The sequence below is a fragment of the Candidatus Krumholzibacteriia bacterium genome, from assembly GCA_029865265.1.
Taxonomy (GTDB): domain Bacteria; phylum Krumholzibacteriota; class Krumholzibacteriia; order WVZY01; family JAKEHA01; genus JAKEHA01.
In genome coordinates this window covers 224,549-251,123 of the sequence record JAOUHG010000001.1, presented here as the reverse complement: position 1 = coordinate 251,123, position 26,575 = coordinate 224,549, and the positions used below count along the sequence as shown (strand labels likewise).

The 26,575-nt window shown below is 66.5% G+C and carries 24 protein-coding genes; all 24 read right to left on the bottom strand.

What is annotated here, in order from left to right; genetic code table 11:
* Positions 1-109 precede the first annotated feature (109 nt).
* Positions 110-892, bottom strand: coding sequence for a hypothetical protein (locus OEX18_01000; GenBank protein ID MDH4335842.1), 783 nt, complete (start codon positions 890-892; stop codon positions 110-112).
* Positions 889-1,443 carry a sigma-70 family RNA polymerase sigma factor gene (locus tag OEX18_00995; protein ID MDH4335841.1) on the bottom strand — a complete coding sequence of 185 codons (555 nt, stop codon included), beginning with the start codon at positions 1,441-1,443 and terminating at the stop codon, positions 889-891. Before OEX18_00995 ends, OEX18_01000 begins: the two co-directional genes overlap by 4 nt.
* Before the next feature lie 73 nt (positions 1,444-1,516).
* Positions 1,517-1,801: an STAS domain-containing protein gene (locus OEX18_00990; GenBank protein ID MDH4335840.1), complete on the bottom strand. Its 285-nt coding sequence runs from the start codon at positions 1,799-1,801 to the stop codon at positions 1,517-1,519.
* Complete coding sequence (locus tag OEX18_00985) at positions 1,801-2,205, bottom strand: ATP-binding protein (GenBank protein ID MDH4335839.1); 405 nt, start codon at positions 2,203-2,205, stop codon at positions 1,801-1,803. The genes OEX18_00990 and OEX18_00985 overlap by 1 nt, the downstream gene beginning before the upstream one ends.
* 62 nt (positions 2,206-2,267) lie before the next feature.
* Complete coding sequence (gene arfB / locus OEX18_00980) at positions 2,268-2,690, bottom strand: alternative ribosome rescue aminoacyl-tRNA hydrolase ArfB (protein MDH4335838.1); 423 nt, start codon at positions 2,688-2,690, stop codon at positions 2,268-2,270.
* Between the two features lie 9 nt (positions 2,691-2,699).
* Positions 2,700-5,090 carry a T9SS type A sorting domain-containing protein gene (locus OEX18_00975; GenBank protein ID MDH4335837.1) on the bottom strand — a complete coding sequence of 797 codons (2,391 nt, stop codon included), beginning with the start codon at positions 5,088-5,090 and terminating at the stop codon, positions 2,700-2,702.
* Between the two features lie 103 nt (positions 5,091-5,193).
* Positions 5,194-6,360 carry a THUMP domain-containing protein gene (locus OEX18_00970; protein MDH4335836.1) on the bottom strand — a complete coding sequence of 389 codons (1,167 nt, stop codon included), beginning with the start codon at positions 6,358-6,360 and terminating at the stop codon, positions 5,194-5,196.
* 14 nt (positions 6,361-6,374) lie between these two features.
* On the bottom strand, positions 6,375-6,896 hold the full coding sequence (locus OEX18_00965) for a DinB family protein (GenBank protein ID MDH4335835.1): 522 nt from the start codon (positions 6,894-6,896) through the stop codon (positions 6,375-6,377).
* Positions 6,893-7,432 (bottom strand): SRPBCC domain-containing protein, encoded by a 540-nt coding sequence (locus OEX18_00960; GenBank protein MDH4335834.1) that lies wholly within the window; start codon positions 7,430-7,432, stop codon positions 6,893-6,895. Before OEX18_00960 ends, OEX18_00965 begins: the two co-directional genes overlap by 4 nt.
* A 17-nt stretch (positions 7,433-7,449) precedes the next feature.
* Entirely contained in the window at positions 7,450-8,637 is a 1,188-nt protein-coding gene (locus tag OEX18_00955) for a M24 family metallopeptidase (GenBank protein MDH4335833.1), read from the bottom strand.
* A gap of 35 nt (positions 8,638-8,672) precedes the next feature.
* Positions 8,673-9,440 carry a sulfite exporter TauE/SafE family protein gene (locus OEX18_00950; GenBank protein ID MDH4335832.1) on the bottom strand — a complete coding sequence of 256 codons (768 nt, stop codon included), beginning with the start codon at positions 9,438-9,440 and terminating at the stop codon, positions 8,673-8,675.
* Between the two features lie 42 nt (positions 9,441-9,482).
* Positions 9,483-11,120, bottom strand: a complete 1,638-nt coding sequence (locus tag OEX18_00945) for a DUF4388 domain-containing protein (GenBank protein ID MDH4335831.1) — start codon at positions 11,118-11,120, stop codon at positions 9,483-9,485.
* Complete coding sequence (locus OEX18_00940) at positions 11,117-12,211, bottom strand: type IV pilus twitching motility protein PilT (protein ID MDH4335830.1); 1,095 nt, start codon at positions 12,209-12,211, stop codon at positions 11,117-11,119. Before OEX18_00940 ends, OEX18_00945 begins: the two co-directional genes overlap by 4 nt.
* A 201-nt stretch (positions 12,212-12,412) precedes the next feature.
* On the bottom strand, positions 12,413-13,432 hold the full coding sequence (locus tag OEX18_00935) for a trypsin-like peptidase domain-containing protein (protein ID MDH4335829.1): 1,020 nt from the start codon (positions 13,430-13,432) through the stop codon (positions 12,413-12,415).
* A 51-nt stretch (positions 13,433-13,483) separates the two neighbouring features.
* Positions 13,484-14,137, bottom strand: a complete 654-nt coding sequence (gene phoU, locus OEX18_00930) for a phosphate signaling complex protein PhoU (GenBank protein ID MDH4335828.1) — start codon at positions 14,135-14,137, stop codon at positions 13,484-13,486.
* A 72-nt stretch (positions 14,138-14,209) separates the two neighbouring features.
* Positions 14,210-16,009 (bottom strand): cell wall metabolism sensor histidine kinase WalK, encoded by a 1,800-nt coding sequence (locus OEX18_00925; protein ID MDH4335827.1) that lies wholly within the window; start codon positions 16,007-16,009, stop codon positions 14,210-14,212.
* A gap of 3 nt (positions 16,010-16,012) precedes the next feature.
* Complete coding sequence (locus tag OEX18_00920; GenBank protein MDH4335826.1) at positions 16,013-16,735, bottom strand: response regulator; 723 nt, start codon at positions 16,733-16,735, stop codon at positions 16,013-16,015.
* A 109-nt stretch (positions 16,736-16,844) separates the two neighbouring features.
* Complete coding sequence (gene pstB / locus OEX18_00915; GenBank protein ID MDH4335825.1) at positions 16,845-17,717, bottom strand: phosphate ABC transporter ATP-binding protein PstB; 873 nt, start codon at positions 17,715-17,717, stop codon at positions 16,845-16,847.
* A gap of 20 nt (positions 17,718-17,737) precedes the next feature.
* Complete coding sequence (pstA, locus tag OEX18_00910) at positions 17,738-19,465, bottom strand: phosphate ABC transporter permease PstA (protein MDH4335824.1); 1,728 nt, start codon at positions 19,463-19,465, stop codon at positions 17,738-17,740.
* Positions 19,462-22,026 carry an ABC transporter permease subunit gene (locus OEX18_00905; GenBank protein MDH4335823.1) on the bottom strand — a complete coding sequence of 855 codons (2,565 nt, stop codon included), beginning with the start codon at positions 22,024-22,026 and terminating at the stop codon, positions 19,462-19,464. Before OEX18_00905 ends, pstA begins: the two co-directional genes overlap by 4 nt.
* 74 nt (positions 22,027-22,100) lie before the next feature.
* On the bottom strand, positions 22,101-23,075 hold the full coding sequence (locus OEX18_00900; protein ID MDH4335822.1) for a PstS family phosphate ABC transporter substrate-binding protein: 975 nt from the start codon (positions 23,073-23,075) through the stop codon (positions 22,101-22,103).
* Between the two features lie 210 nt (positions 23,076-23,285).
* A complete protein-coding gene (locus OEX18_00895; GenBank protein ID MDH4335821.1) occupies positions 23,286-23,525 on the bottom strand; it encodes a zinc ribbon domain-containing protein in 240 nt (79 codons plus the stop codon).
* A gap of 58 nt (positions 23,526-23,583) precedes the next feature.
* Positions 23,584-24,789, bottom strand: a complete 1,206-nt coding sequence (locus tag OEX18_00890) for an NAD(P)/FAD-dependent oxidoreductase (protein ID MDH4335820.1) — start codon at positions 24,787-24,789, stop codon at positions 23,584-23,586.
* Between the two features lie 16 nt (positions 24,790-24,805).
* A complete protein-coding gene (locus OEX18_00885) occupies positions 24,806-26,566 on the bottom strand; it encodes a DUF885 domain-containing protein (protein MDH4335819.1) in 1,761 nt (586 codons plus the stop codon).
* Between the last annotated feature and the right edge of the window lie 9 nt (positions 26,567-26,575).

Genomic DNA, 26,575 nt, shown 5'->3' with positions numbered 1-26,575 from the left:
TCCTTGGCAGTGGGGACAAACAGCTCTTTGCTATCTCTGCTCGGAATACAAAAGGCCGGGCGAGGAAGTTGGTGCGACGGGGAGCGATCGTCGCCCGGGTGAACGGACTCTACTGACGGACCGGCGAGGCGGTCCGTTCGACCAGCACCCCACCATCTCTAACTACCTTTAAGACAACGGACTCCACCGGTTCGGCACGCCCCGAAAGGACGATTCGGTAGGTCCCCGCGCCGGTCTGCCGGCCGTGGACCTCGCCCTCGCGGGCGCCGAACACCGCGGCGCCACCCGGCGCCTCGATACGGCTGACCGCCAGGTCGCCACCGAATCCCAGGGTCCAGTCGACCGGATGGGGGGCGTCGAGGCGGGCATCTATAACCGTAACTCCATGTTCTGTATATAGGTTAATAGATCCATCCAGCCCGTCCGCCGCGGCGTCGAGGACGATGGCGGCGTCGGGCGGGGGCGTGGGGCTGGACATGGTGCCGGAGAGCGCCGCCGGGTCGATTCCCCGGGACGCCTCCCAGCTGCCCGAGCGGCCGAACTGGACCGCGGCCAGCAGGAAAACGCCCGTGGCCAGGCCCATGGCAAACGTGCCCAGGACGCGCCGGCGGCGCGGCGCAAACAGCCCCTGCATCCATCCGGCCAGGCCGGCTTCCGGCGCGGGCGAACGAACCGCCCCGTCGACCGCGGCCATGATGCGCGGGTGCAGCTGCGGCGGCGGCTCCACCAGGGGCCGGGCCTCGAGGCTCCTCACCACGCGGCCGAGTTCTTCGAAGTGCGATGCGGCGACCGGGCTGGCGGCCAGGTGGCGGCGCAGTTCCTCTCGCTGCGCGTCCGTCGCCGTGCCGTCCAGCTCCAGATTCATCAGCTCGATGGTTCTTGGCTCGATCATCGCGTTACCCCCCGTGCGGTGAGAACATCCTTGAGCTGCTGGCGAGCCGTAAAGAGACGGGATTTGACCGTCTTCTCGGGGATATCGAGGATCTCGGCGATCTCCTGGTAGGAGAAGTCGTGGAAGTGCCGGAGCACGATGACCATTCTGTAATCCAGTGTCAGCACTTCAATTGCCCTCTCGATTTCCTCGCTCAGTATCTCCGCGTTGCGCTGTTCTTCCTGGGTCGGCGGCAGCGCGGCGGTCACGCCACTCTCGTACTCGTCCTGGCGCCGCGTCTTCTTGGACGCGTTGATCGACTCGTTGATGGCGATGCGATAGATCCAACTGAAGAACTCCCGTTTTTCATCGAACGATTCGAGCTTCTCGTACGCCTTGACGAACACCGTCTGCGAAATGTCCATCGCGTCGTCTGGATCCTTGAGAATGCGAAGCGCCACGTTATAGATGGGCTTCTCATACTTCCGGACCAGCGTCTCGAAGGCCCGCTGGTTACCGGAGAGGCATTCCCGCACCAGTTCCGCGTCGGTATGCGCCTTCAACGAGGACATACAACCGTCACCGGGTGGAAGTTGGAGGAATTCTGGGGGGTTCGGGAATTCAAGGGGGCGGCCCTTCCGATTGCTACTCTATAAGAAACACGTTGTCGAAGCCGGCAATGCGGAAGATCTCGCGGATGTGCCGGTTGAGATTGACCAGTTTCAGCGAGTGCCCGGCGTCCGAGAGCCGTTTCTGCACGCCCAGCAGCACACCCATCCCCGCGCTGGAGATATAGTCGAGGCCGGAAAAGTCCACCACGCACGACGCCTGCACGGACTTCATCTCCTCGCGGACCCGGTCCACCTGCGCGGCGTCCAGCCGTCCCGAAAAGAGAAACTCGCCGCCCGGCCCCCGCTGCATGTCGAACATCAACGCCCTCCCAGGTGTTTGGTGAGCCGCAGGTGCGCGGCTCCGTCACGGTGCTCGTAGGTCACGCTGTCCATGACCTTGCGCACCAGGTGCAGGCCGATTCCGCCCGGAACGCGCTCTGCCAGGGGCAGATCCGGGTCCACGTCGGCCGCTTCCGTGGGATCGAACTCGTCCGCCCCGGCGTGGTCCAGCAGGATCACCAGGTCGCTGCCGCACACCGAGAGGTCGATGAAGACCTCATCCGCGCCCCCGCCGTACTTCACCATGTTGGTGAACAGTTCCTCCACGGCAAGGTTGACGGCGAACACGGCGTCCTCGGCCAGGCGCTCGCGGCCCGCGAAGTCACCAATGAACTCGAAGAGGGACTCCAGCGAGCCCAGGTTGCGCTTGAACGATCGCTGCATGGATTGGTCGAAACAGGACGCCAACAAGATTACCACATCGGGCGGGGGCGTGCATTCGCGCGTCACTCGTCGCCGCGGACCTTGCCCCGTAGACGTTTGGTGCCGGAGCGGCGGCGCTTGACCTCCACCCGGCGCTCCCTGGAGGCCCGGGTGGGCTTGGTCTTGCGGCGCGGGCGCGGCGGGGTGGCCGCGGCGCGGATCATCTCCACCAGCCGTTCGATGGCGTCGGCGCGGTTGCGTTCCTGGGTGCGGTGACGGCGCGCCTCGATGACGAGGATGCCGTCGCGGGTGAGGCGGTTGCCGGCCTTCGCCGCCAACCGGGCGCGGACGTCGTCGGGCAGCGACGGCGAGCGGGCCACGTCGAAACGCAGCTGCACCGCCGTCGCCACCTTGTTCACGTTCTGCCCGCCGGGCCCGGACGCGCGCACAAAGGAAAGCTCGATCTCGCTCTCGTCGATCTCGATGCGCGGGGTGATCCGGATCATGCCGGGAGTTTACTTCAAAAGCACCATCTTGCGCGTCTGCGTCGTCGTGCCCGCATCGAGGCGGTAGAAGTACACGCCGCTCGCCATCGGACGGCCGGCGTCGTCGCGGCCGTCGAAGGTGACGTCGTGCGCGCCCGCGCCCTGGCTGGTTTCAACCAGGGTGCGCACCAGCCGGCCCGCCGCGTCGAACACGCGCAGGCGCACGTCGCCCGCCGCCGCCAACTCGTAACGAATGGTGGTCGACGGGTTGAACGGGTTGGGATGGTTGGTGTGCAGGGTGGTTGCGAGGTTCGGGCCATCCCCCACCGCGGTCTGGATGGGCATCAGTTGCACGTTGGTATTGCAGGTCTCGGTGCCGTAGGTGAGGTTGACTTCCAGCGTGTCCGGCTGATAGCCGTCCGCCTCGAACACGATGGTCGCCATCTCCGACGGTCCCGAGCCCGCGTCTTCCATGTAGCGGAAGAAGTAGCGCCCGCCGTCCGGCACCTCCTGCAGGAACCCGCGCTCCAGCGACCGCGCGCTGAAGGCGGGGATGACCTGGTCGGTGAGCAGGTCGTAGACGTGGCCGCACAGACCCGCCACGTCAAATGATTGGGTGATGCTGGTGTTGCACGAGAGCCGCCCGTCGCACGACACCTCGAAGTAGTCCTCCCAGGTGGCGCGGAAGTTGGCCACCTGGTCGAGCTGCGTCTGCGTGGGCGCGGTTCCCGCCTGCAGCAGCAGGATGAAGCCCTGGCGCAGGTCGTGCTGCTCGTTGGCTACGGTGGGGGTGCGCGCGCCTTCATAGGCGATGATGTCCTCAACGGTAACGGGTACGTAGGAGCCGGTGGCATTCGCACCCATCACCGGCGTTCCCACCGAACGCGCGGTCGGGGTGTTGTTGGACGGGCTCGAAATATAATAGAAGTCCTTCACCTCTTCGGCCGTGCGCAGGCCGAAGGTGTACTCGTCGAGCTGCGAGAAGTAGTCGATGGTGGTCGGGCAGGTGTAGGTGCTGCCGGACACCAGCTGCCAGTTGCCGCCCTCGAGCGAGCTGTGGTCGACGTCCACGTAGTAGCTCCAGTGCGCATCGCTGCGGCCCAGGATGAGGTTGCTGCCGCCGCCACCGGAATCAAAGTACGTGAACGCGCCCCAGCGGTGACCCGCCTCCTGCGCCATGATGGTGAGGAAGTTGTTCCCCTTGCCGAAAAAGCGGTTGAAGGGGTCCAGCGGCCACGCCGCCAGCCGGTTCATGTTACAGCGGCTCTCGAGCACGCTGTTGCTCCCGTACTGGTTGCTGGTGTCGAAGATGCCCAGGCCGATGCCGGTGACATCGTTGGAGATGTTCAGCTCGTTGGCGAACCCGGACATGCTCTGGGAGAAGTTGGTGAAGAACACCAGCTGGAAGAAGTCGTCCGGGAACTGCTGGTAGAAGCGCTGGAATAGCGCCACCTCGTTCACCGCCGGCGTCGCGAAGTTGTAGTACTCCTCGTAGGCGCCCGAGCCGGGCGCGGTCACATGCGGCAGCCCCGCGGAGAACGAAATGGGGTCGAGCGATGCGCTGCCACCCGGGTGGAAACCCAATGCGATAGGCGTGCCGCCGTTCTGCAGCGTCGAGGTGATGGTCCCGTAGGTATAGCGGAAGGCGCCGCTGGGGTAGATCACCAGCTGGAACGTGTTGACCTTGGTGGTGCCGTACTCGGGCACGTTGCTCCACGTCACCGTGTACTTGGACACCTCGCTCTTCACGTACACCCCGCCGCTCGCGGCCGGGTTGAGGTCCATGTGGTACGGCGCCAGCTTGGCGGTCTCGCTGAAGAAGTCCGCGTTGTCGAAGAACCCGGACGGATTGAGCGGGCCGCCGAAGGCCACGCCGCCGTTGCCGCCCACGTACATCTGGTTCCAGTTGCTGCCCCCGTACGGAAAGCTGAAGAGCAGGTTGACGATGACCGCGCCGTCATCGCCGGTGGCCACGGTGCTCCCCAGCACGGCATCGTACTGGGAGGCCTGCTGGGTGATGGTGTAGCCGCCGCCGGTGGGCGTGAAATCGAAGGTCTGGGTTGGCGTGTCGAAGGCGTTCAGACCGCTGTAGGTCAGGGTGCCGTCGTCCTCGACGATCCACACATCGTTGTACACATAGTCGAGCGCCAGTTGCACGGGGCGCTTGCCGGTGCGCACCTCGTTCTGGACGCGGTCGTTGAGCGCCTTGCGCCATGCGTGCTCGGCCTGGTTTCCTTTATAGGTGCCACAGTCGAACAGGGTCTCCCCGATGATGCTGACACCACTGGGCGAGCCGTCGCCCAGCGGGAGCCGCCCATCGCGGAGTGCGGCGGACGCGGAAACCGCGCCGCACGCGACAAGCCCAACGACCAGCAATGCAACTCGGGACGGGATGCAGAAACGCGGGATCACTCGAAGCACGGCGGCCTCCTGACGGTTTCGAGGGTGGACCCAGACAAACAAGGTGGGGGACGATTCGGAGACTATTTTCTCACAGGTCGCACCGGCAGCGCAACCCGCGGCGTCAGGGGTTCTGCTGCTTGCGCGGCCCCGCGAAGAGGTCGAAACGGAGAAGACGACCATCGAGTCCGCCATTGGCCAGCGGCTTCTTCCACGCGGGGCGCAGGCCCACCGACTTGACGAGCTCGCGGTTGCCGAAGTACACGAACGCCGCCGAACCCGCGCAGCGCCGCTTGAGGAAGTCACCGAAGGCGCCGATGAACTCGGGCATGGCGTCGCGGCGTCCGATGCGCAGCCCGTAGGGCGGGTTGCACACGATGGTCTCCCCCTCGATGCGCTCGATGTCCTCGAAGCGCCGCCGCTCCACCCGTACCCCCCGCCCGCCCGGCAGGCGCGAGAGGTTGGCGCGCGCCGCGCGCACCGCGGCGGGGTCGGCGTCGCCGCCGCGGATGAGCCCCTCGGGAAGCCCGCGCACCGCCGCGTCGATTTCCCCGCGCATCTTTCTCCACAGTGCGGCGTCGTGGTCGGGCAGGAATTCAAACCCCATGCGTTCGCGCAGGAACCCGGCGGGAACGCGGCAGTGTCTCATTAAAGCCTCGCACAAGAGCGTCCCCGAACCGCACATGGGGTCCACCAGCGGTGTCTCGCCGTCCCAACCCGTCATGGCGATCAGGATGGCGGCCACGGTTTCCTGCATGGGCGCCTCCACTTTGTCCACACGGTATCCTCTGCGGTGCATGCTGCCGCCGGAAACGTCGAGGCCTATCACCGCGCGGTTTGCGTGCAGGTAGAGGTTGATCCACACGTCGGGCCGGGTGGGGTCGATGCTGGGGCGCGCGCCGGTCTTGTCGCGGAACTGGTCGACCACGGCGTCCTTCACGGTGAGTGCCGCGTACTGCGAATGACGGATGGCGCTGTTGGAGATGGTTGCGAAAACGGCGAAGGTGTTGTGGTTGGCGATGAATTGCGACCAGTCGATGGACTGCGCGCGCTTGTAGAGATACTCGGTTGTATGGCAGCTGAAGTGCGACAGGGGAGCGAGCACGCGGTTGACGGTGAGTGCGGAGTAGGTGATGCGATACAACGCCTCGCGCTGCGCGGCAAAGTAGATGCCACGGTAGCCGGGTGTTACCTCGTCGGCGCCCAGCGCCAGCAGCTCCGCGGAGGCGACTTCTTCGCCGCCGTCGGGCACCTGCGCAAAGTAGCGCGCGTCCTGCTGGTAGTCGTACATCTGGCGCCGCGCGTCTACCAGCGGCCCGCGTAGTCGAGCGTGGCGGGTGCGGTCTTCACGGCGAGGCGTGCATAGCGAACCGCCACAATCTGACGGACGTGCAGCAGGTCGTGCGCGGCCCAGTTGTGCAGCAGCCCCCACGCCGACAGCACGCCCGCGGTGGGGTGGGTGCACGCCTGGTCCCAGTTGGCGCTGCCCTGCGTCACCAGCCACGCCACCGAACGCTGGCGCTCGGCGAGGAACTCGCCGGTCAAATCGGACAGCGCGCGCGCGTTGAAGTTCTTCTCGCGAACCCAGCCCTCGGGGTCGATGGGCGGCCACGGCCGCGTGGGATCCTCCAGCAGAATCTGCACGCGCTGACGGAAGTCGTGGCGCTCCTCGTCAATCAGGTGCCCGAAGATGTCGTTGATGGACCACTTCTCCGGCGTGAGCTTCCAGCGCGACTCATCGCCGTCCACGTCTTCCACCAGCGCCGTCAGCGCATCCGCGCTCGCCACCAGCCGCCGCGCAACCGCCGCCACATCCGGCGCACTCATGGCTTCCTGCTCCGGTGCACGCCCAGTTCGATGTAGGGCTTGAAGCGCTCGATCAGGAAATGCCGCCACACCTTCTCCACCACCGCGGCCCAGCCCGGTTCCACGTGGCCCGCCGCCTGCACCTGCAGCGTGAGTTGGGTGGAGTCCGCGCCCACCGGTTCGAAGTTGTACGTGTACACGCCCATGAAGGCGTTGCCGGCGAGCCCCAGCGGCCCCTCCATGCGCAGGATCTTGGGACGGTCCACGTACGTCACCACCGCGTGGCGCACGCCGTTGCCCTTGTCGTCGAAGTACTCGTAGAAGCCGCCGCCCACGATGGGCTCCACGTAGAACTTGGCGGGGTTGCCCGAAAACGAATGGTCCCACCAGCCGCTGATGTCGCCGGTGATGGCGCCGAAGATCTCGTCCGGTGTTCCCGGCAGCGACAGGGTGACGTCGAACGCAAACGCACCGTAGGGCAGCTCGCGCGGTTCCGCGCGCGCCACACTGGCGAACGACAGCACGATAACGACGGATATGAACAGACTCGCCTTCACGTGACCGCCTCCTTTTTCTAGTACTTCGCGAGGATGGGAAGCACTTCGCTCTGCGGACCACCGGTCACGTGGACCTCTCCGTCCCCGTCCACGAACACGTCCACTTCCAGTCGCACCCCGAACTCCGGCAGGTAGATGCCCGGCTCCACCGAGAAGCAGGTGCGTTTCATGATAAGGCGCTCGTCGTGCGTCTCCAGGTTGTCCATGTTGGCGCCGTTGCCGTGCGTCTCCTGGCCGATGCTGTGCCCGGTGCGGTGCACGAAGTACTCGCCGTAGCCCGCCTTCTGGATGACATTGCGCGACGCGTCGTCCACTTCCCAGCCGTGCAGCGGGCGCTTCTCCTTGAACGCGCGTTTCACACAGTCCACCGCCGCATCGCGCGCGTCGCGGACGATGTTGAAGACTTTCGTGTACTCGTCGGGCACGGTCTTGCCCATGAAGCCCATGCGGGTGATGTCGCTGTAGACCCCGCGCGGGCGGTCCATCTTGGCCCACAGGTCCACCAGCACCAGGTCGCCCTCGCGGATCTGGCTGTCCTTCATGGGAACCGGTTCGTAGTGGGGATCGCCGGCGTGCGGCCCCACGCCCACGATGGGCGGGTGATAGGTGGTCATGCCGTGGCGCTTGAAGTGCTCCATGATGGCCGCCTGCACGCCCACCTCGCTGACGGGTTTGCCGGCGCGCACACCGTCGGCCATCATCTTCCACGCCAGCTCGAAGGCGGCGTCGTTGTGCGCGTCGGCCTCGAGGTGCATCTTCCACTGCTCCTCGTCCCAGGTGGCCTCGAACAACTGGATGAGGTCGCCGGAGGATTCCAGCGAGACGCGGGTGCTCTTCACCAGTTCGATGGTGCCGCCGTCCACCTGCGACACGTAGGGGATGGCGTTCTTCGGCGAGTACTCCATGGCCACGCGTTTGAACGGTGCTACCAGTTCCTTCACGCCCGCCTCCAGTTCCTGCCACAGCAAATAGACCTTCTTCTCACCGGGCAGGTGATCGAGTGTGCCGGACTCGATGCGGTGCACGAGTTTCTTCGGCGTTCCCTTTGCCGGCACCAGGTAGAAGAAGCGGCGCGACGCCATTCCCTTTCCGTCCAGGTCGAGGATGCGCAGCGCCAGCGTGTTGTTGCCGCGGAAGTCGTAGAAGAGCCATGCGTCCAGGCCCAGTTCAGTGAGCGCGCTTTGAATGGCTTTCAGGTCGAACATGTTGTTGTCTCCTTTATGGACTTTCCGCGCCCGCCCTAGCGGGCGCCGATGAGCTCGATGAGGTTTTGCACCGCCATGGCGGTGCCGACCAGGAGCAGAAACACCCCGAACGCGGGCCGCAACCGGTGCGACGGGAGCGGCTTGCCCAGCCGCTCGCCGATGAATGCGCCCGCCGCGGTAAACGCGGCCACGGTTGCGGTCAGCCCGGCGGGAAACGATTCGTGGGCCGCGAACCCGATGAAGCCGCCCAGCGAATTGATGGTGATCACCAGCAGCGAGGTGCCGATGGCGAGCTTCACGTCCACACCGCACACCAGCACCAGCGCGGGCACCAGCAGGAAGCCACCGCCCACACCGATGAGCCCGGTGAAGAACCCCAGCGTGAACGCCACCACGATGACTCTGGGAAGATCGATGTGCGTCACCGGCACGCGGGCCGCCTCGGGCGAACGCCGTTTTATCATGGCCACCGACGCCGTCACCACCACGATGGCAAAAATGGTGAGCAGCACGGTCTCGGGTACCAGTTCCGCCACCCGCCCGCCGAGGTACGATCCCACGATGCCGACCGCCGCCCAGCGCAGGCCGATCTTCCAGCTCACGTTGCGCGAGCGCGCGTGCGCCAGTGTGGCCGTGCCGCCGGTGAGTACCAGAATGAGCAGGGACATCCCCAGCGCCATCTTCACCGGGAGGCCCAGAAAGTAGACGAGAATGGGGACGAGGAGGATGGAGCCGCCCGCTCCGAACACGCCGAAGAAGATTCCGGCGGCGAAGACGAGTCCGCCCGCTGCGAGGATGTGCATCCCGGCAGTATAGCGCAGGCGACGCGCGGTAGAAACCGCGGCTTACGGGGTGGCGTGACTTTCGTCGTAGAGGCGGCAGCCCTCCATGAGGACGCCTTCGGTGGACTCCTGCACGTTGACGGGCGGGAACTCGGAGACCACCTCCACCGCGAAGGCGCCTTCGTCCCCCCACGCGATCACGCGGTAGACCGCCTCCACCCCCTCCAGCCCGTCGGAGCGCGCGTGGCACAGGCGGCCGTCCTCCATGAAGAGGGTGGCCTTCTCGTCTTCACCCCGCCACACGTCCAGGCGCACCGACTTGCGGCTCTGCGAGAGGCTCTGCACCAGGTCCACGAACGACAGCGCCGAGAACGTGCCGCGGAAACCGGGCGCGCTGCCGGAGCGCCCGCGTTCGCGCGCGCGTACCGCCCGCACCACGCGAGCCGCCACCACACCGAAGTCGTGCGGCGGCACCAGCACGTCGTCGAAACCGGCGTCGATCAGGTCGAGCGTGAAAGACGCCTCGCCGGAGTCCACCAGCGCGTAGACCAGCAGATCCGGCACCAGGCGCAGGATGACGCTGGAACGGGCCGCGTCCACGCCCAGGGTGGCGAAGTCCACGATGACCGCCACCGGCGGCGAGGTTTCGCACGCCGCGGCGGCCTCCGCCAGCGCCTTCATGTGGGTGACGTGGATGCCCAGGCCGCCAAAGCGTGTGCCGATTTCGCGCGCGCGATCGCGCGACGCCGTCACCACGATCACGTCCAACCGCTCCATGGCGTCGATGGCGGCGGTGCCGCCCTCGATGAGGCGGATGTACGCCTCCACGATGTCGAGCGACGCCAGCCGTCCGCTCACCGCGCGCAGGGCGCCCTTGACGTCGCGCGGTTGCTCCATGGGGTCGGCGCCCGCCGACAGCATGTGGCGTTGCCACGCCAGCGCGAGTATCTGCGCGGCCAGGTCCAGTTCCGAACGCGCGGCCTCCGTCTTGCCCGGCTTCTCGTCGCCCAGGTGCAACAGCGCCGCCTTGTTGACCAGCGCATCCAGGGGCCAGGGGAAGTTGAGCTGCCGCGCCAGCGACAGCGCGCGCGCAAAGTCCGGCGCGGCGGCCTCGCCCTCGCGGGGGGCGAGCAGCCAGGCCGCAATCTGGGTTCCGTCGGAGGCCAGGCGGCGCAGGCCCACCGAGCGCGCCAGTTCGCGCACGTCGCGCGCGATCAACGCGTGCGGCGCCATCACCTCGGCGGCGGTGGCCTCGCCGGCAATCATCTGCACCGCGGAAAACACCGAGCGCACCATGCTGCCGTACGGCACCGGGTTGTCGAGCAGACTCGACATGACCGAGTTGAGCACGCTGATTTCCGCCCCGTAGGTCGTGAGCCCGCCGCCCGACGCCCAGGTGGAGAACTCTTCCAGCATCTCCTGCGCCACCAGAATGTGGTCCACCGGTTCGCCGGCCAGCGCGTGCTCAAGTTCTTCGCGACAGCTCACCACAATGGAGCGGCAGCCCTCGCGGCGCAGAATGGGCGTGAGGTAGTTGCGCAGCGCCGCCGAACCGGACACGATGAGCGCGAGGCGCTCGCGGGGCGCATCGGACGCGTCGGGCGTGTCGCCGCGATCCGCCACCTCGTCGGCGGCAAACAGCTCCGGCAGTTCGATGCGGGGTCGGGCTTCGTCGGAGGGCTTGCTGGTGCGTCGCGTCATACCATCTCGGCGTCCACCGTGACCAGCTTGGCCTGCTTGGGCGCGCCGGCCAGCATGCCCGCCGGATCGGCGGCGAACCGCGCCGCCTCTTCGGCGGTGACGATCTTCTGCGTGACCAGTTCGCGCAGGTGCTGGTCCAGCATCTGCATGCCTTCCTTCCTGGCGGTCATGATGACGTTGGGCACCAGGTGGCTCTTGCCCTCGCGGATCAGGTTGCGCACCGCGTGGGTGCCCACCATGATCTCGAAGGCCGCAATGCGGCCGTTGCCGTCGGCGCGGCGCAGCAACTGCTGCGAGCAGATGCCCACCAGCACCTCGGAGAGTGTCAGCCGCATGGCGGGCTGCTGGTCCACCGGGAACGCATCGGCAACGCGGCTGATGGTCTGCGCGGCGGACTTGGTGTGCAAGGTGCCCATCACCAGCAGGCCCAGTTCGGCCGCGGTGAGCGCGAGTGAAATGGTTTCCAGGTCGCGCATCTCTCCCACCAGGATCACGTTGGGATCTTCGCGCAAGGCACCGCGCAACGCGGCCGCGAACGACTGGCTGTGCTCGCCGATCTGGCGCTGGTTGATGAGCGAGTTCTTGTTTTCGTGGATGAACTCCAGGGGATCTTCCAGCGTGATCATGTGGTAGTTCATGTAGTCGTTGAGATAATCCACCATGGCGGCCAGCGTGGTGGACTTGCCCGAGTTGGTGGGCCCGGTCACCAGAATCAGGCCGCTGCGCGACTTGAGCATCTTCTTGATGACGTCTGGAAATCCCAGCGACTCAAGCGTGGGAATGTTGTGCGGGATGATCCGGAACGTGGCCGCAACACCGGGGTGCTTGCGAAACACGTTGATACGGAACCGCGCCACGTTGGGCAGCGTGTAGGCGCAGTCGAGCTCGCCGTTCTTCTCCAGCAGCTCCACCTGGGCGTCGGACAGCAGTTCGTACACGAGCACCTTGGTCTCGTCCTCGGTCAGCGCGCGGTGGTTGGTCTTCTCCAGCACCCCGTTGATGCGCAGCATCGGCTCGAAACCGGTGCCGATGTGCAGATCGGAGGCGCAGTGCTCCTGCATGATGCGAAGAAAGGCGTCTATCTTGGCCATGGATGAAACCGTCCCCGGGTTGTCTCACCGACGCGCGGAAATGCGCGGGCCGCTCCCCGCGCGGCGGGCTGCAAGGAACGTGCCCCCGCTTGCGCCCGCCGGGCGCTGCAAGCTATTGGTTCTTAATGCGATAAGGATGTGTCCGCGCGACCGCGCCGCCCGCGGACGCGAATCGTTTCAATTTGCACGGCAGGGGATGCTCTAGTCTTCCACGGGGGTGACGTCGAGGTCGTGGCGGTGGCCGCCGTTGCGGAGCACGGTGAGCACGAGTGGTGTGCCCGGCGTCGCCCGGGAGAGGATGCGCTGCAGGTCGTCGACGGTGCTCATGCCGGCGCCGTCGATGGCGACGATGAGATCGTCTGCGCGGACGCCCGCGCGTTCGGCGGGCCCGCGCGCGCGCACCGAGGACACGCGCACCGCGGTGGGCCGGTCGAGATCGAAGCTGCGCTGCACGCGCCGGTTCACCGGACGCGTTTCCGCCACGACGCCCAGCACCGCGCGCCGCACGCGCCCCTTCGTCATGAGTTCGCCCACCACCCAGGTCATTGTCGTGGAGGGAATGGCGAAGCACAGTCCCTGCGCCATGCGGATCATCGCCGTGTTGACACCCACCACCGATCCGCGGCTGTCGACCAGCGGGCCGCCCGAGTTGCCGGGGTTCAAGGCCACGTCGGTCTGGATCACGTTCTCGATGAGCCGTCCGGTACGGCCGCGCAGGTTGCGCCCGAGCGCGGAAACGACACCGGTGGAAACGGTGCTCTGAAAGCCGAGCGGGTTGCCGATGGCGATGACCAGTTGTCCCACGCGCAACTGCTCGGACGAACCGATGCGAACCGGTGAGAGCCCGCCCTCGAGCACGCGCAAGAGGGCCAGGTCGGTGGATGGATCGCTCCCCTCCACGCGCGCCGCCGCTTCGTGCCCGTCGGTGAACACGACGGTGACGTCATTCGCGCCGTCCACCACGTGGTGGTTGGTTACCACGAACCCGTCGGGTGCGACCACGAAGCCGGACCCGGCGGCCTCGCCCGACGCCCCGCGGCGCCCGGCGGCGACCACGCGGATGCTCACCACCGACGGTCCCACCCGCTCCACCACATCCACCACGGCGCTGGAGTAGGCGTCGAGGAGCTCGGAGTCGTCGGTGGGCGCGCCCGCCGGCGCGGGCGAAAAGTCACCGAGACTGTTGTCAGACAACCACTTGAGTGCGCGATCGGGCTTCATGGCTGCCTCCAATATATGGGACGGACCGCGTGCGGGCCAGCGGCGGGGCGACTAGTAGTTGTGGCGGAGGATTTCGCCTTCGACCATGAACACCACGTCTTCGGAGATGTTGGTGGCGAGGTCGGCGATGCGTTCGAGGTGGCGCGTGGCGGAGATGGTATTGATGGCCGGCTCGAGCAGGTTCACGTCCTTGCGAATGACCGCCTGCATCTCGGCGTACATCAGGCGGTGGATGCGGTCCACCTCGTCGTCCATAGCGCACACCGAACGCGCCAGTTTGGCGTCGCGCTCGACGAGCGCATTGAGGCTGTCGTGCACCATCTGCTGCACCACCGTGACCAGCTTCTGGAAGTCGTCGGGCACCGGCACCGGGTCCAGTCCCGCCAGCACGTCGGTGCGCTCGCCGATGGAGACCGCGTGGTCGCCGATACGCTCCAGGTCGTTGTTCACCTTGAGCGCGGTAATAATGAAGCGCAGGTCGGCCGCGACCGGCTGGTGCAGTGCGAGGATCTTGAGGGCGTTCTCTTCGACCAGGTTCTCCTGGTCGTTGATGGCCGGGTCACCCTGGGTGACCTCCCGGGCCAGCGCGCGATTGCGCCGTGCCAGGGCGGTGATCGCCTTGTTGGTGGCTTCCTCCACCATGGCCCCCATGGTGAGGAGGTCCCGGGCGAGGTTGTCCAGATCGCGTTGCAGGTGACGGGCCATTCCAATTCTCGGTGGTTGCGAACGATTCATGGTATCTTTAAATGACGATTCGTTGCCCGTCAACAAAAAGACTCACACCCCGGCCTCGCCGCCGCCGTTCTCGCGCGCCAGCGGTATCTGCACCCGGAACGTGCTGCCCCGCCCCGGGGAACTCTTGAGTGATATGTTGCCCCCGTGGGCCAGCGCCACGTGCTTGACGATGGACAACCCCAGACCGGTTCCGCCCAGCTGGCGGGAGCGCGCCTTGTCCACCCGGTAGAAGCGTTCGAAGATGCGGCCCTGGTCCTCGGGGGCGATGCCGATGCCGGTGTCCTCCACGCTCAGCACAGCGTTGGACCCCTCCGTCGCCAGGCGCAGCCCCACCCGTCCACCCTCCGGGGTGTACTTGATGGCGTTGCTGAGCAGGTTGTCCACCAGTTCGCGCAGCGCCTCGCCATCGCCTTCGATGAGCACCGGCTTGTCGGAGACACTCGCGTCCAGCTCCACGCGCTTGGTCTCCGCCACGTGCACCTGCGCGCGGAACGACTCGGCCACCGACTCGCGCATATCCATGCGCTCGAACTGTCTGCCGCCCTGATCGGCCTCGAGGCGCGACAGCGTCAGCAGGTCCGACACCAGGTTGCTCAGGCGCATCGACTGGTCGCGGATCTTCTCCACGAAGCGATCGTGCGTCCCCTTGTCCATCGCGCGGTCGTCGATCAGCGTTTCCACCAGGCCGCGGATGGCCGCGAGCGGCGTCTTGAGCTCGTGGGAGATGTTGGCCACGAAGTCCCGCCGGACGGACTCGAGCTGTCGCAGGTCGCTAACGTCGTGCAGCACCACGATGGCGCCGACCAGCGTGTCGTTGGCGTCGCGCAGCGGCGCGCCAATGAGCTGGACCACCTGGTCCTTCTGCGGGCTCGAGATGCGCGCCTCGGAAACCCGCACCCGGTTCTCCTTCATGGCATCCGACAGCGCCTCGCTCACCTCGATGACGCGCGTGAGTTCCCAGATGCGGCGGCCCCTCGCGTTGCTCGCATCCACGCCCAGAATGGTTTCCGCCGCGCTGTTGATGTGCACCACGTACTCACCGCGGTCCACCGCCACCACGCCCTCCGCCATCGACGCCAGGATGGCGAGCGTCATGTTGCGGTCCGCGGTGATGGTGTCGATCTGCGACTTGAGGCGGTCGGTCATGGCATTCAACGCCGCTGCCAGGTACCCGATCTCGTCGTTGCGGTCGATGCGCACCGGCCGGCTGAAATCACCCTGCGCCACCGCGCGCGCCGACGCGGTCATGGCCAGCAGGGGCTGCGTGATGCTCCTCGCCAGCAGCAACCCGATGAGCAGCGCCGCGAACACCGCCCCCACCGTCCCCAGCACCACCAGGCCGCGGACGGCACCGCGCCGTTCCCGTGCCAGCAGCGGCTTGGACACGCGCACGAACCCCGCCACGTTGCCGTTCTTCATGACCGGGATGGCCAGGTACATCGCGCTGCGATCGCCGCTGCTGGGCGACAGCGTGGCCACCCCGACCCCGTCGGCCAGCGCCTGGCGGATTTCCGGTCGCGTGCGCTGGTTGTCCATGGCCGCGGGTTCTTCGCGCGAGTCCGCCAGCACGCGCCCGTCGGCGGCGATCACGGTGAGGCGGGTTTCGGCCCGCGCGCCCAGCGCCCACACCCGCATTTGAAAGGCGGAGTCCGGGGGTACGTCCACGAAGGGCAGGGCGATGTCGTGCAGCAGGAGCGCCTCGCTGTGCAGCGAGTCCTCGATCTGGCGGGTCAGGTCGCGTTCGAAGCCGCGGATGGCAAGCACGCCCACCAGGACCGCGGTGATGAGGATTACGACCGCGTAGCCCGCATACAGCTTCCAGAGGAAACGCGAGCCGAGCATGGGTCAGTCTTTGTCTTTGAACCGGTAACCGACGCCGCGAATCGTCTCAATCAACTCGCGGTGCGCCCCGAGCTTCTTGCGAATCGCGCGAACGTGCACATCGATGTTGCGGTCGATGACAATGGCGTCCTCGCCAATGACACGTGTGAGCAGGTGATCGCGTGTAAACACGCGGCCGGGATGCGTGGCAAGGAAGTGCAACAGCCGGAACTCGGTCGCCGTCAGCAAGACCGGTTCTCCGTCCACCTGGACGTCGTGGCGTTGCGGGTCGATCACCACGCCACCGCGGGCGATGCGCTCGCGGCTGTCGCCCTCGGGACGCGCGCGCGAACGGCGCAGCACCGCCTTCACCCGCGCCACCAGCTCCCGGGGGCTGAAGGGCTTGGTGACGTAGTCGTCGGCGCCGACACCCAGGCCCAGCACCACGTCGCTCTCCTCGCCCTTCGCCGTCACCATGATGACGGGAATGGACCTGGTGAGGGGGTCGGACTTGAGTTTGCGGCACAGTTCCAGGCCGTCGATCTCGGGGAGCATGAGGTCCAGCACCACCAGCTGCGGGGATGACTTCTCGATCTTTTCGAGGCCGTCCTCGCCGCTGGTGCTGGTGATCACCTCGTAGCCCTCGCGCTTGAGGTTGTACGCGATGACTTCGAGGATATCATCCTCGTCCTCGATGACGACGATCTTCTCGGTCTTGAGCAAGGTCTGTCTTTTCTCCAGGATCATGATGGGACTAAAGATAGCGCCTCCACAAAAAGATGCGGTAAACGGCGCGTAAATCGTCCCGGTCGGTTAAACCGCACTTTACCGGCTTCGCCAGACCCACACACGACGTTTATCCGAACCGCCCCGTCACGTAGTCCGAGGTTTCCGACAGTTTCGGGTTGGTGAAGATGTCGGCCGTCGGCCCGTACTCGATGAGCCGTCCCAGGTACATGAACGCCGTGTAATCGCTCACCCGCGCCGCCTGCTGCATGTTGTGGGTCACGATGACGATGGAGTAGGACCCCTTGAGCTCCTGCATGAGATCCTCGATCTTGCCGGTGGCGATGGGGTCCAGCGCCGAGCAGGGCTCGTCCATCAGCAGCACCTCGGGCTCGCCGGCGATGGCGCGCGCGATGCACAGCCGCTGCTGCTGCCCGCCCGAGAGCCCCAGCGCGCTCTCGTGGAGCCGGTCCTTGACCTCGTCCCACAGCGCCGCGCCCTCCAGGCTGCGCTCGCACACCTCGTCGAGCACGTGCCGGTCGCGCACCCCGTCCACCCGCAACGAGTAGACCACGTTCTCGTAGATGCTCATCGGAAACGGGTTCGACTTCTGGAACACCATTCCCATGCGCTTGCGCAGCTCGATGACATCCACCGAACGCCCGTAGATGGAATCGCCGTTGAGCAGGATGTCGCCCTCGATGCGCACCTCGTCGAGCAGGTCGTTGAGGCGGTTGATGGAGCGGAGCAGCGTGGACTTGCCGCAACCCGACGGACCGACGATGGCGGTGATCTTGCCCTCGGGCATGGCCATGCCGATGGAGTACAGCGCCTGCTTGGCGCCGTACCACAGCTTGAACGCCTTCACCTCGGCCACCGCTTTTTCACTTGCTACCGCGTCGTGAATGGTGGCGGCCACTTCCTCGCCGCGCGCGATGGCGCGCAGACGGTCCGCGCCGGAGGTCGCGCCCTCGCCCCTGGGAGTAAGAATGGGATCGCTCATGGATGGGTTTCCTGCACGGGCTAGAACGTACCACCGACGAAGCGGCGCCGCAACCGCGTGCGTATCCACACGGCAAAGATGTTCAAAGATGCGATGATGGAAATGAGCAGCAGCGTGGTGGTGAACACCATCGGCTTGGCCGCCTCGCTGTTCTGGCTCTGGAACCCCAGGTCGAAAATGTGAAAGCCCAGGTGCATGAAGCTGCGGTCGGGGTGCAGGTAGGGCGCCACGCCGTCGAGCGGCAGGTCGGGCGCCAGTTTGACCGCGCCCACCAGCATCAGCGGCGCCACCTCGCCCGCGCCCCGCGCCATGGCGAGGATGAACCCGGTCATGATGCCGGGCATGGCGCGCGGCAGCACGATGCGCCGGATCGTCTGCCACTTGCTGGCGCCGCAGGCGTAGGAGCCCTCGCGCATGGAGCGCGGCACCGCCGCCAGCGCCTCCTCGGTGGCCACCACCACCACCGGCAGGGTCAGCAGCGCCAGCGTGAGCGAGGCCCACAGCACGCCGCCCTTGCCGTAGGTCGGGTTGGGCAGCTTCTCCGCAAAGAACACCTGGTCGATGGAGCCGCCGAAGATGTAACAGAAGAAGCCCAGGCCGAACACGCCGAACACAATGCTGGGCACGCCCGCCATGTTGTTGATGGCGATGCGCACCGCGCTCACCATCACGCCTTCTTTGGCGTATTCGCGCAGGTAGAGTGCGGCCAGCACCCCAAACGGAACCACCGCCACCGACATGAGTAGCGTCATGATCACCGTGCCGACGATGGCGGGCCACACGCCGCCCTCGCTGTTGGCCTCGCGCGGATCCGCGGTGAGAAACTCCTTCCACCGCGATGCGTACACACCGAGTTTCGCCACCGGGCCCAGCCGGTTGGCGGGATAACCGCGCACGATGTTCGCGGCCGGAATGACTACGGTGTCACCGGCGACCGTGGCCATGACGAGCGCGTAGCGGCTGTTCTCTTCGTCGAGCAGCCGGATCTCCTCTTCCAGCGTCTGGCCGCGCGCCTCGATGGCGGACAACTCGCCCTCCTGGATGGCCCGCGCGCTCTCGTACTCCTCCGACGATTCTCCGTACTCCATCTCGACCTCGCGCAACTTGAGCCGCGCGCGTTCCGCCTGCGCGTGCAGCTTGCCGAAGTCGCGCTTCTGCAGGCGATAGCGCCGGTCGAAACGGGCCGACACCTCGCCGTGGACCGCGTCGAACGCGCGCCACGCCTCCGCGGGGTCCCGCGCCACCAGCTCGCCGTCCACCCGGAAACCAACCGGGGTGCCGTAGAACCGCCCCCACTCGCGCCGCTCGAGCAGCACCGCCCACTCCGGGCGTTCGCTGCTGGTGAGCGCAAAGTCGTCCACCCATTCGAAGTGCGAGCCACTGACGTCGAAGTTGCCCGTGCGCAGCATCCGTCGCGTGGCGTGCTTCGCGAGCTCGGAGTCATGCTCGAACTGGCTGCGCGTCTGCTCCGACCACCCCGCCATCGCCTCCGGCGTGGGCGTGAAGCGTTCGCGCCGCGTCTCTTCACCCATGAACTTCCTGCCGCCGTCCAGCGTGACCGCGACGATCGGGTCCGGCCAGAACGTGGTGGCGCCCTGGTAGACCACCAACCCCAGCAGTCCCACAATCATGACCAGGCAGATGGCGAGCGCGCCGCCCATCAGCCACAGCATGTTCTCGCCGTGCGCCAGCAACGACGTGCCGCCGCGCGCTCTGGTGCGTTTTCCCCACCCCTGAACACCGCTCATATCTGCGCCGACCTCCGGCGGAAGCGGAGCCGCACGATCTCGGCCACCGTGTTGACGATGAATGTCATCAGGAACAGCAGCAGTGCGGCCAGGAACAGCGTGCGGTAGTGCGTGCTGTCGCGAACCGCCTCCGGCAGTTCGGTGGCGATGTTGGCCGACAGCGTGCGGAAGCCGTTGAAGATGTTCATCTCCATGATGGGGGTGTTGCCGGCCGCCATCAGCACAATCATGGTTTCGCCCACCGCGCGGCCCAGCCCGATCATGATGGCGGAGAAGAGCCCGCTCATCGCCGTCGGCAGCACGATGCGGATGGCCGTCTGCCAGGGCGTGGCACCCGCGCCCAGCGACGCCGCGCGCAGGTGGTCCGGCACCGCGGAGAGCGCGTCTTCCGCGATGGTATAGATGATGGGGATCACCGCGAAGCCCATCACGAAACCCACCACCAGCGCGTTGCGCTGCACGTAGGTGTCGATCATGCCCCCGCGCGCATCCATTCCCAGCGAGGTGAGCACCGCGGCACCCACCACGGCAAACATGACCGTTGCCAGCGTCCCCACCAGGAAGCGCGTCATGTCCAGCGACGCCATGCGCGAGCGCGTGGAACGCGCCGCGATATTGCGCATCAACTCCCCGGTCATGCGGCCGACGAGGAGAATCACCGCGACCGCGCTCAGCGGGAGCAGCAGCAGGAACCAGCCGCCGAAGGCACTTCCCGACCTTCCCGCCAGCCACGCCATGATGTCCCCGCCGAAGAACCAGGACTCCATCCAGGGGCCCAGCACCCGCGCGGCCAGCAGCGCCAGCGGAAGAATGGCGAGCAGCAACAACAGGCGGAAGCGCGCCAGCCGCCGCGCCGTCTCCTGCGGGAGCAGCTGCCACGCGTAGCCCGCGGCCAGCAGCATGCCCGGAATGGTGGCGAACGAGACCAGCACCGCCGGCACCGCACCCTGCACGAACGGCGCGATCACGATGGCGGCCAGGAAACCCAGCACCACGCTGGGAAGGCTGGCCATGGTTTCGACCACCGTCTTGAGCCGCGGCCGCAGCGCGGGCGAGATGAACTCGCTGGTATAGATGGCCGCCAGCAGCGCCAGCGGCACGCCGAACAGCATCGAGTAGAAAGTCGCCTTGAGCGTGCCGAATACCAGCGGCCACATCCCGAACTTGGGTTCGAAGTCGTCGGTGCCCGCCGAGGACTGCCACACGTGCGCCGCGCCGGGATAGCCTTCGTACCACACCGGCCGGAACATCGCGCGCAGCGTTGCCGCCGGGTGGCCCAGGTCGACGTCGAAGTGATGCAACGCACCGCCCGCGAGCACCAGCAGCCCGTCGTTCTTGGGCGAGAACGCCACCGCATCCACCGGCCCGTCACCGATGTCGATGCCGATGACGCGCTTGCCGCTGGTGGCCTGCAACACGTTCACGCTCCCATCGGCGAAACCCGCAATGAACACCCGCTCGCGCGCCGACGCGGCCAGCGCCGTCGCCGCGCTCCCCTCACCCGCGAAGTGGCGCGGACTGCCTAACGCGATGGTGGCGGGGGTGGTGTCGCTGGCCGCTTCCTCGTAGGTAAACCACGCGTCGATGGCCCCGCCGCCATCGCCGGTGAGAACCGTCTGCCGGCCCAGCAGCGCCGTCACCGCCGTCAGCCGCGCGCCCTGCGCGGCCAGTCCACCCGCCACGCGCAGTTCCGGCGAATTCACGTCGCGCGTGTTCCACACCGTGGCGCGTCCGGCCCCGTCGATCACCCACACCGCCGCACCCGCCGCGGTGACGAGCAGGTGCGCGGGGGTACCGCCTGGCGGGGGCGGCAGCACACCGCGCGTGAGTTCCAGGGTTTCTTCGCCGGTGAACGCGTTCTCGCGCCGGTCCACGCGCAACACGGCGGTCGTGTCCAAAGCACCCACTGCCGCCACGACGTACGCACTCCCGGACGCGACATGATCGATCACGCGCACCGCCCCCGGCACCGCGTCATCCAGGTCCGCGTCGGTTTCCACCACCAGGGTCTGCCGCCGCAGCGAACCGTCCGCCAGCACCTCCACCAGCGCGCCGCCGACGGCAAACACCGAATCCGGCCGCAAGGTGGATGCGCCGGCGCCGACGTCCTCCGCGGACGGAAAGTCGGTGCGGAAGCGCATGCGCCCCAGCCGCAGCGATCCGTCGATCAGCCCGATCGCAAACGAACCGCTCTCGGTGTCGAAGGAAACCGCGGAAAGTGAATCGGGCCCGGTGAGAACGCGCGTCGTCACCGTGTCGCCGTTGTCCAGGCGGAACACGCGCAACGCGCCATCCGATGACAGCGCCCAGGCGGCAACCCGGTATTCGTCCGTACCCACGCGCAGCACGCGCGCGGCGGCGGGAACGGTCAGGCCGGATTCGCGCGTGGCGTGTCCCGACTTGAGGAGGGGAATGGCGACGCTGAGCAGAAACAGGAACACCCCGGACACCGCGAGGATCGTCCCCACGCCACCCACGGAAATGCAAGCGGCGGCGATGCGGTCCGCCGCCCTGACCGTCCACCGGGTGCCGTGGTTTCGCGTCCGAGGCCGTAGTGTCATTTAATAGAGATACCGGTGGGCGGCGCTGCCCGCCGCCCACCGGACGATAATACCAGAACGATGGTCAGGCCGCTTCAGCGGCTGCTGACGTTGAGACCCAGCCTGGCGAGCTCCTCGCCCGCGATCTTCGCGTTCACGGGGTAGTAGCCGTCCTTGATCACGCTGGACTGTCCCTCTTTGCTGAACACGAACTTCAGGAACTCACCGCGCAGCGGATCCAGTTCCGTCCCCGGCTTGAGGTTCACATAGATATAGAGGAACCGGGCCAGCGGGTAGGTGCCCGTGTAGGCAAACTCGGCCGCCGCGGGCACCGCCTCCGATGCGGCGTCTGCCTTGATGGGCACGGCGCGCACGTCGGCGGTCTTGTAGCCGATGCCGCTGTAGCCGATGCCGAAGCGGTCGCTGGCCACACCCTGCACCACCGATGAGCTGCCCGGCTGCTCCTTGACCGCGTCCTTGAAGTCGCCCTTGAACAGCGCGTGCTCCTTGAAGTAGCCGTAGGTGCCCGACGCCGAGTTGCGGCCATACAGGCTGATCGGCTTGTTGGCCCACTCGCCGGTAACGCCCAGCTGTCCCCATGTGGTGATGTCGGTCTCGTAACCACCCTTGCGCGTCTTGGAGAAGATGGCGTCGATCTGCTGCATGGACAGCGACTCGATGGGGTTGTCCTTGTGGACGTAGACCGCGAGCATGTCGATGGATGAGCGCAGGCCGGTCGGCTTGTAGCCGAACTTCGCCTCGAACTCGTCGATCTCCTGGTTCTTCATCGCGCGGCTCATGGGGCCGAAGGTGGCCGTGCCCGCGATGAGCGCCGGCGGAGCGGTCGATGAGCCCTTGCCCTCGATCTCCACCTGGACGTTGGGATAGCTCTTGCGGAAATCGCCCGCCCACAGCGCCATGAGGTTGTTCATGGTGTCGGAGCCCACACTCTTGATGGAGCCGGAAACCCCCGAGGTCAACTTGTACGCGGGTAGCTTGGGATCTACCGTGAGACTGCTGGCGATACTGATTCCCGCGAACACCAGCGCGCTCAGCGTGGCGATCGCCATGAACAGTGTGACAAACGGCTTGCGAATCATGTTGGGGAGTCCCTCCTCGTTTCGGAGCACCGAAGTTTACCTGTTTTGAGACCTTTGCACAGCCGCGTGAAGGATAAAGTCGGCAGGTAAAGAGAGTGTGAAGACCCGGTGAAGATTCCGGCCGGGCGGACATCCCGATAACTAGCTATATGACAGCTTGTTACCGGGATGAGCGCGGGCCTAACCGCCGAAGAGGACGTCGAGGATGGACCCGAGGTGCTTCTTGCCTTCCAGAACCGCGGGGTCATAGACCTCGGTGTAGCCGCAGTTGCGGCACGAGAGCAGAATGAACTGGTTGTGCTGGATATCGAGAATCTTGGACAGCCCGGTACCCGCCGCGGAGATGCGCCGGGTGTTTCCGCCCTGCCCCTTGCACTTGCCGCAGACGAAGCGTATGGCCAGTTGATCTTCGAGTGACATCGGTTCCTCCTCCTGGCAGCCGGCGCTCGCCGGCGCGCGTTTGGCAATAATGAGGCTGCTACACGACGCCCGGACCGGTATTCGAGCGGTCCGGCGCGCCCACGTGAAAATCGGTGGAAACAGCATTGAGCCAACGGATTACGAGGCCGGCTCCCACCCCCATCAGCACAAACAACGCCTCCAGCGCGAGCGGGTGCGCGGCCAGATGCCGCTGGGCGCGATGCGCGCGGCGGATCAGCGACCCCAGCTCGCGCTCGCAGCGGCGGTCGTACCCGGACAGCGATTCCCGCGAGGTGTCGTTGCGCGCCAGTGCTCCGTGGACAACATCGGCCGCGATGCTTCCCGAGACGACCGCGTTGTGAATGCCCTCGCCGGTGAGCGGGTCGACCAGCCGGGCCGCGTCGCCCGCCAGCAGCACACCGTCGAAGGAGCGCGGCGAACGCCGCGGTGTTGCGTAAGGCAGCTGCCAGGTGGCGCTGTCTCCGCGTGTCGCGCCACTTGCCACACGCTCCTTCAGGACGGGGGAGGCGAGAAGCTCGTCGAGCAACGTGTCGAGCGAAGTCCCCCTGCGCTTGAACACGTCGCTGCGCACCACCACGCCGACGTTTGCCAGCGACGGCCCCATGGGGAATACCCACGCGTAACCCGGCGCGTGGCGTGCGAGCCAGTGGAGTTCGATGGTGTGCGGGATGGTTTGGATTCCATCCACGTAGGCGCGAATGGCGACGCCGCGGTCCACGGCCGGCGCCTTGGCGCCGGGGAGCGAGCGCGCCACCTGCGAGGTGGCGCCGTCGGCGCCGATCGTCATGCGCGCCCGGACCGGCGTTTCGGTGCCGTCGATAAGCGCAACCACGCCGCGCACACGGCCGTCCTCGAACAGCAGCGATCGCACCGGCCAGCGCCGGAACTCCGCGCCGCAGGAGACGGCGTGGCGGCGGATGAGGTCGTCGAACACGAGGCGCGACGCGATGAAGAAATCGGCGTCCTCGCGCCGCGGGTGCAGACTCACGTTCCAGGAACGACCGCGCGGCGACGTCATGCGGATGCCACGAATGGATGGAAAGCTCGCGTCCCGCAGCGCCGCGGCCATGCCGAGATCGTTGAGAATAGCGACGGTTCCGGGCGGGACGCCGTCACCGCACGGTTTGTTGCGGGGGAATTCCTCGCGGTCGAGCAGGAGGACATCGTGGCCGCGGCGCGCGAGTGCGGCGGCAGCCACGCTGCCGGCGGGTCCTGCGCCCACGACCACGACGTCCCTGATCATCGGGGCCTCCGGATGCCTACTTGCGCTTCTTCTCCGCCACCCAGGCCTTCACGTTGTCGTCAAGAACCTGCAGCGGCACCGCGCCACTCCACAGGCACACGTCGTGAAACTCACGAACGTCGAACCCGGCCCCGAGTTCCTTCGAGGCGTAGTCGCGCAGTTCGCGGAACTTCAACTCACCCGTCTTGTAGGCCACCGCCTGTCCCGGCCAGGAGATGTAGCGGTCCACCTCGGTGGTCACGTTGTGAATGGAGAGGGCTCCGTTGGCGGCCATGTAGTCGATGGCCTGCTGCCGGGTCCACCCGAAGTAGTGCATGCCGGTGTCCACCACCAGGCGCATGGCGCGCCACATCTCGTAGGTGAGACGGCCGAAATCGCTGTAGGGATCCTGGTAGAAGCCCATTTCCATGCCGAGGCGTTCCGAGTACAGCCCCCAGCCCTCCACGAAGGCCGTGAACCAGTCGTAGCGGCGGAAATTGGGAACGCCGGGCAGCTCGTACTGGATGGCGATCTGCAGGTGGTGCCCCGGCACCGCTTCGTGCAGCGAAAGAGACTCGAGTTCGTACAATGGCCGGCTCTCCAGTCTGGACGTGTTGACATGGTAGAAGCCGGCCCGGGTGCCGTCGCCGGTAGGATCCTCGTAGTACGCGGTGGAGGTCTTGTCCGCGATGAAATCCGGAACGGGTTTGAGCCCGTACGGCATGCGCGGCAGCGTCTTGAACAGCGTGGGCAGCTGTCCGTCGGCCTTCTTGCAGATAAGCGCGGTCTCCTTCATGAGAGCTTCCGGCGTCGTCACGTAGAAGCGCGGATCCGTGCGCAGGAATTCCAGGAACTCGGCGAACGAACCCTCGAAACCGGTCTTGGCGATGACGCCGTCCATCTCCGCGCGAATGCGCTTCACCTCGGAGAGACCGGTCTCGTGCACCTGGCGGGGCGTGAGGTCGAGGGTGGTGTAGTTGCGCACACAGAACTCATAGTAGGCTTTGCCGTTGGGAAGGTCGGCGGCACCGATGGTCTCACGGCATGCCGGCACGTACTCCTTCTTCATGAACTCGCCAAACGCGCGGTATCCCGGCACCACCGAGTCCATGATCGCCTTCGTGCCGCGCGCGGTGAGGCGATCGCGGTCCTTCTGCGCAATCGCATCCGGGAACTTCTCGAAAGCGTCATAGAGGAGGCTGCGGGTGGGATCGTCCACCACGTGGTCTTCCACCGCCGGTTCCCAGCCGTCCAGCACGATCTTCGGGAGCACGTAGCCCTGCTTGATTCCCTCGCGCATCACGTCGACGTACTGCCCGGCGTAGGCCTTGAACGCTTCGAGGCGCGCGCAGTAGTTCTCGTAGTCCCGCACCGTCCGCAGCGGCACGCGATCCGCCAGCTGTGCGAAGGACGTGTGGAACCCTTCACGGTTGGTGATGGGCATGAGGTAAGTCTTGAACTGGTAGTCCTCGATGCGGTCGGCGAGGTTGCGGCGGAACAGGTCGTAGTTCACGCGATCCGCCCCCTGCAGCTGCGCGCGATCGATCTTGTCGAGGCGGGCGAGAAATTCCCGGTTTTGCGCGTCGCGCCGTGTGGCATCCGCGATGCTCACCGATCCGAGCTTGTCGTTGAAACGGTGGTCACCAGTCTGGGTGGCAAACAACGGGAACTCGCGCATGCGCGCGTCCCACTCGTCGTCGAGGAGCTTGTTGAATGTCTCGGCGGGGGTGGCGGCGATCGCCAGCCCCGGCAGGCTCACCAGCAGGATGGCGGCCAGAATCCACTGCGTGGGTCTCAAGAGGGTCTC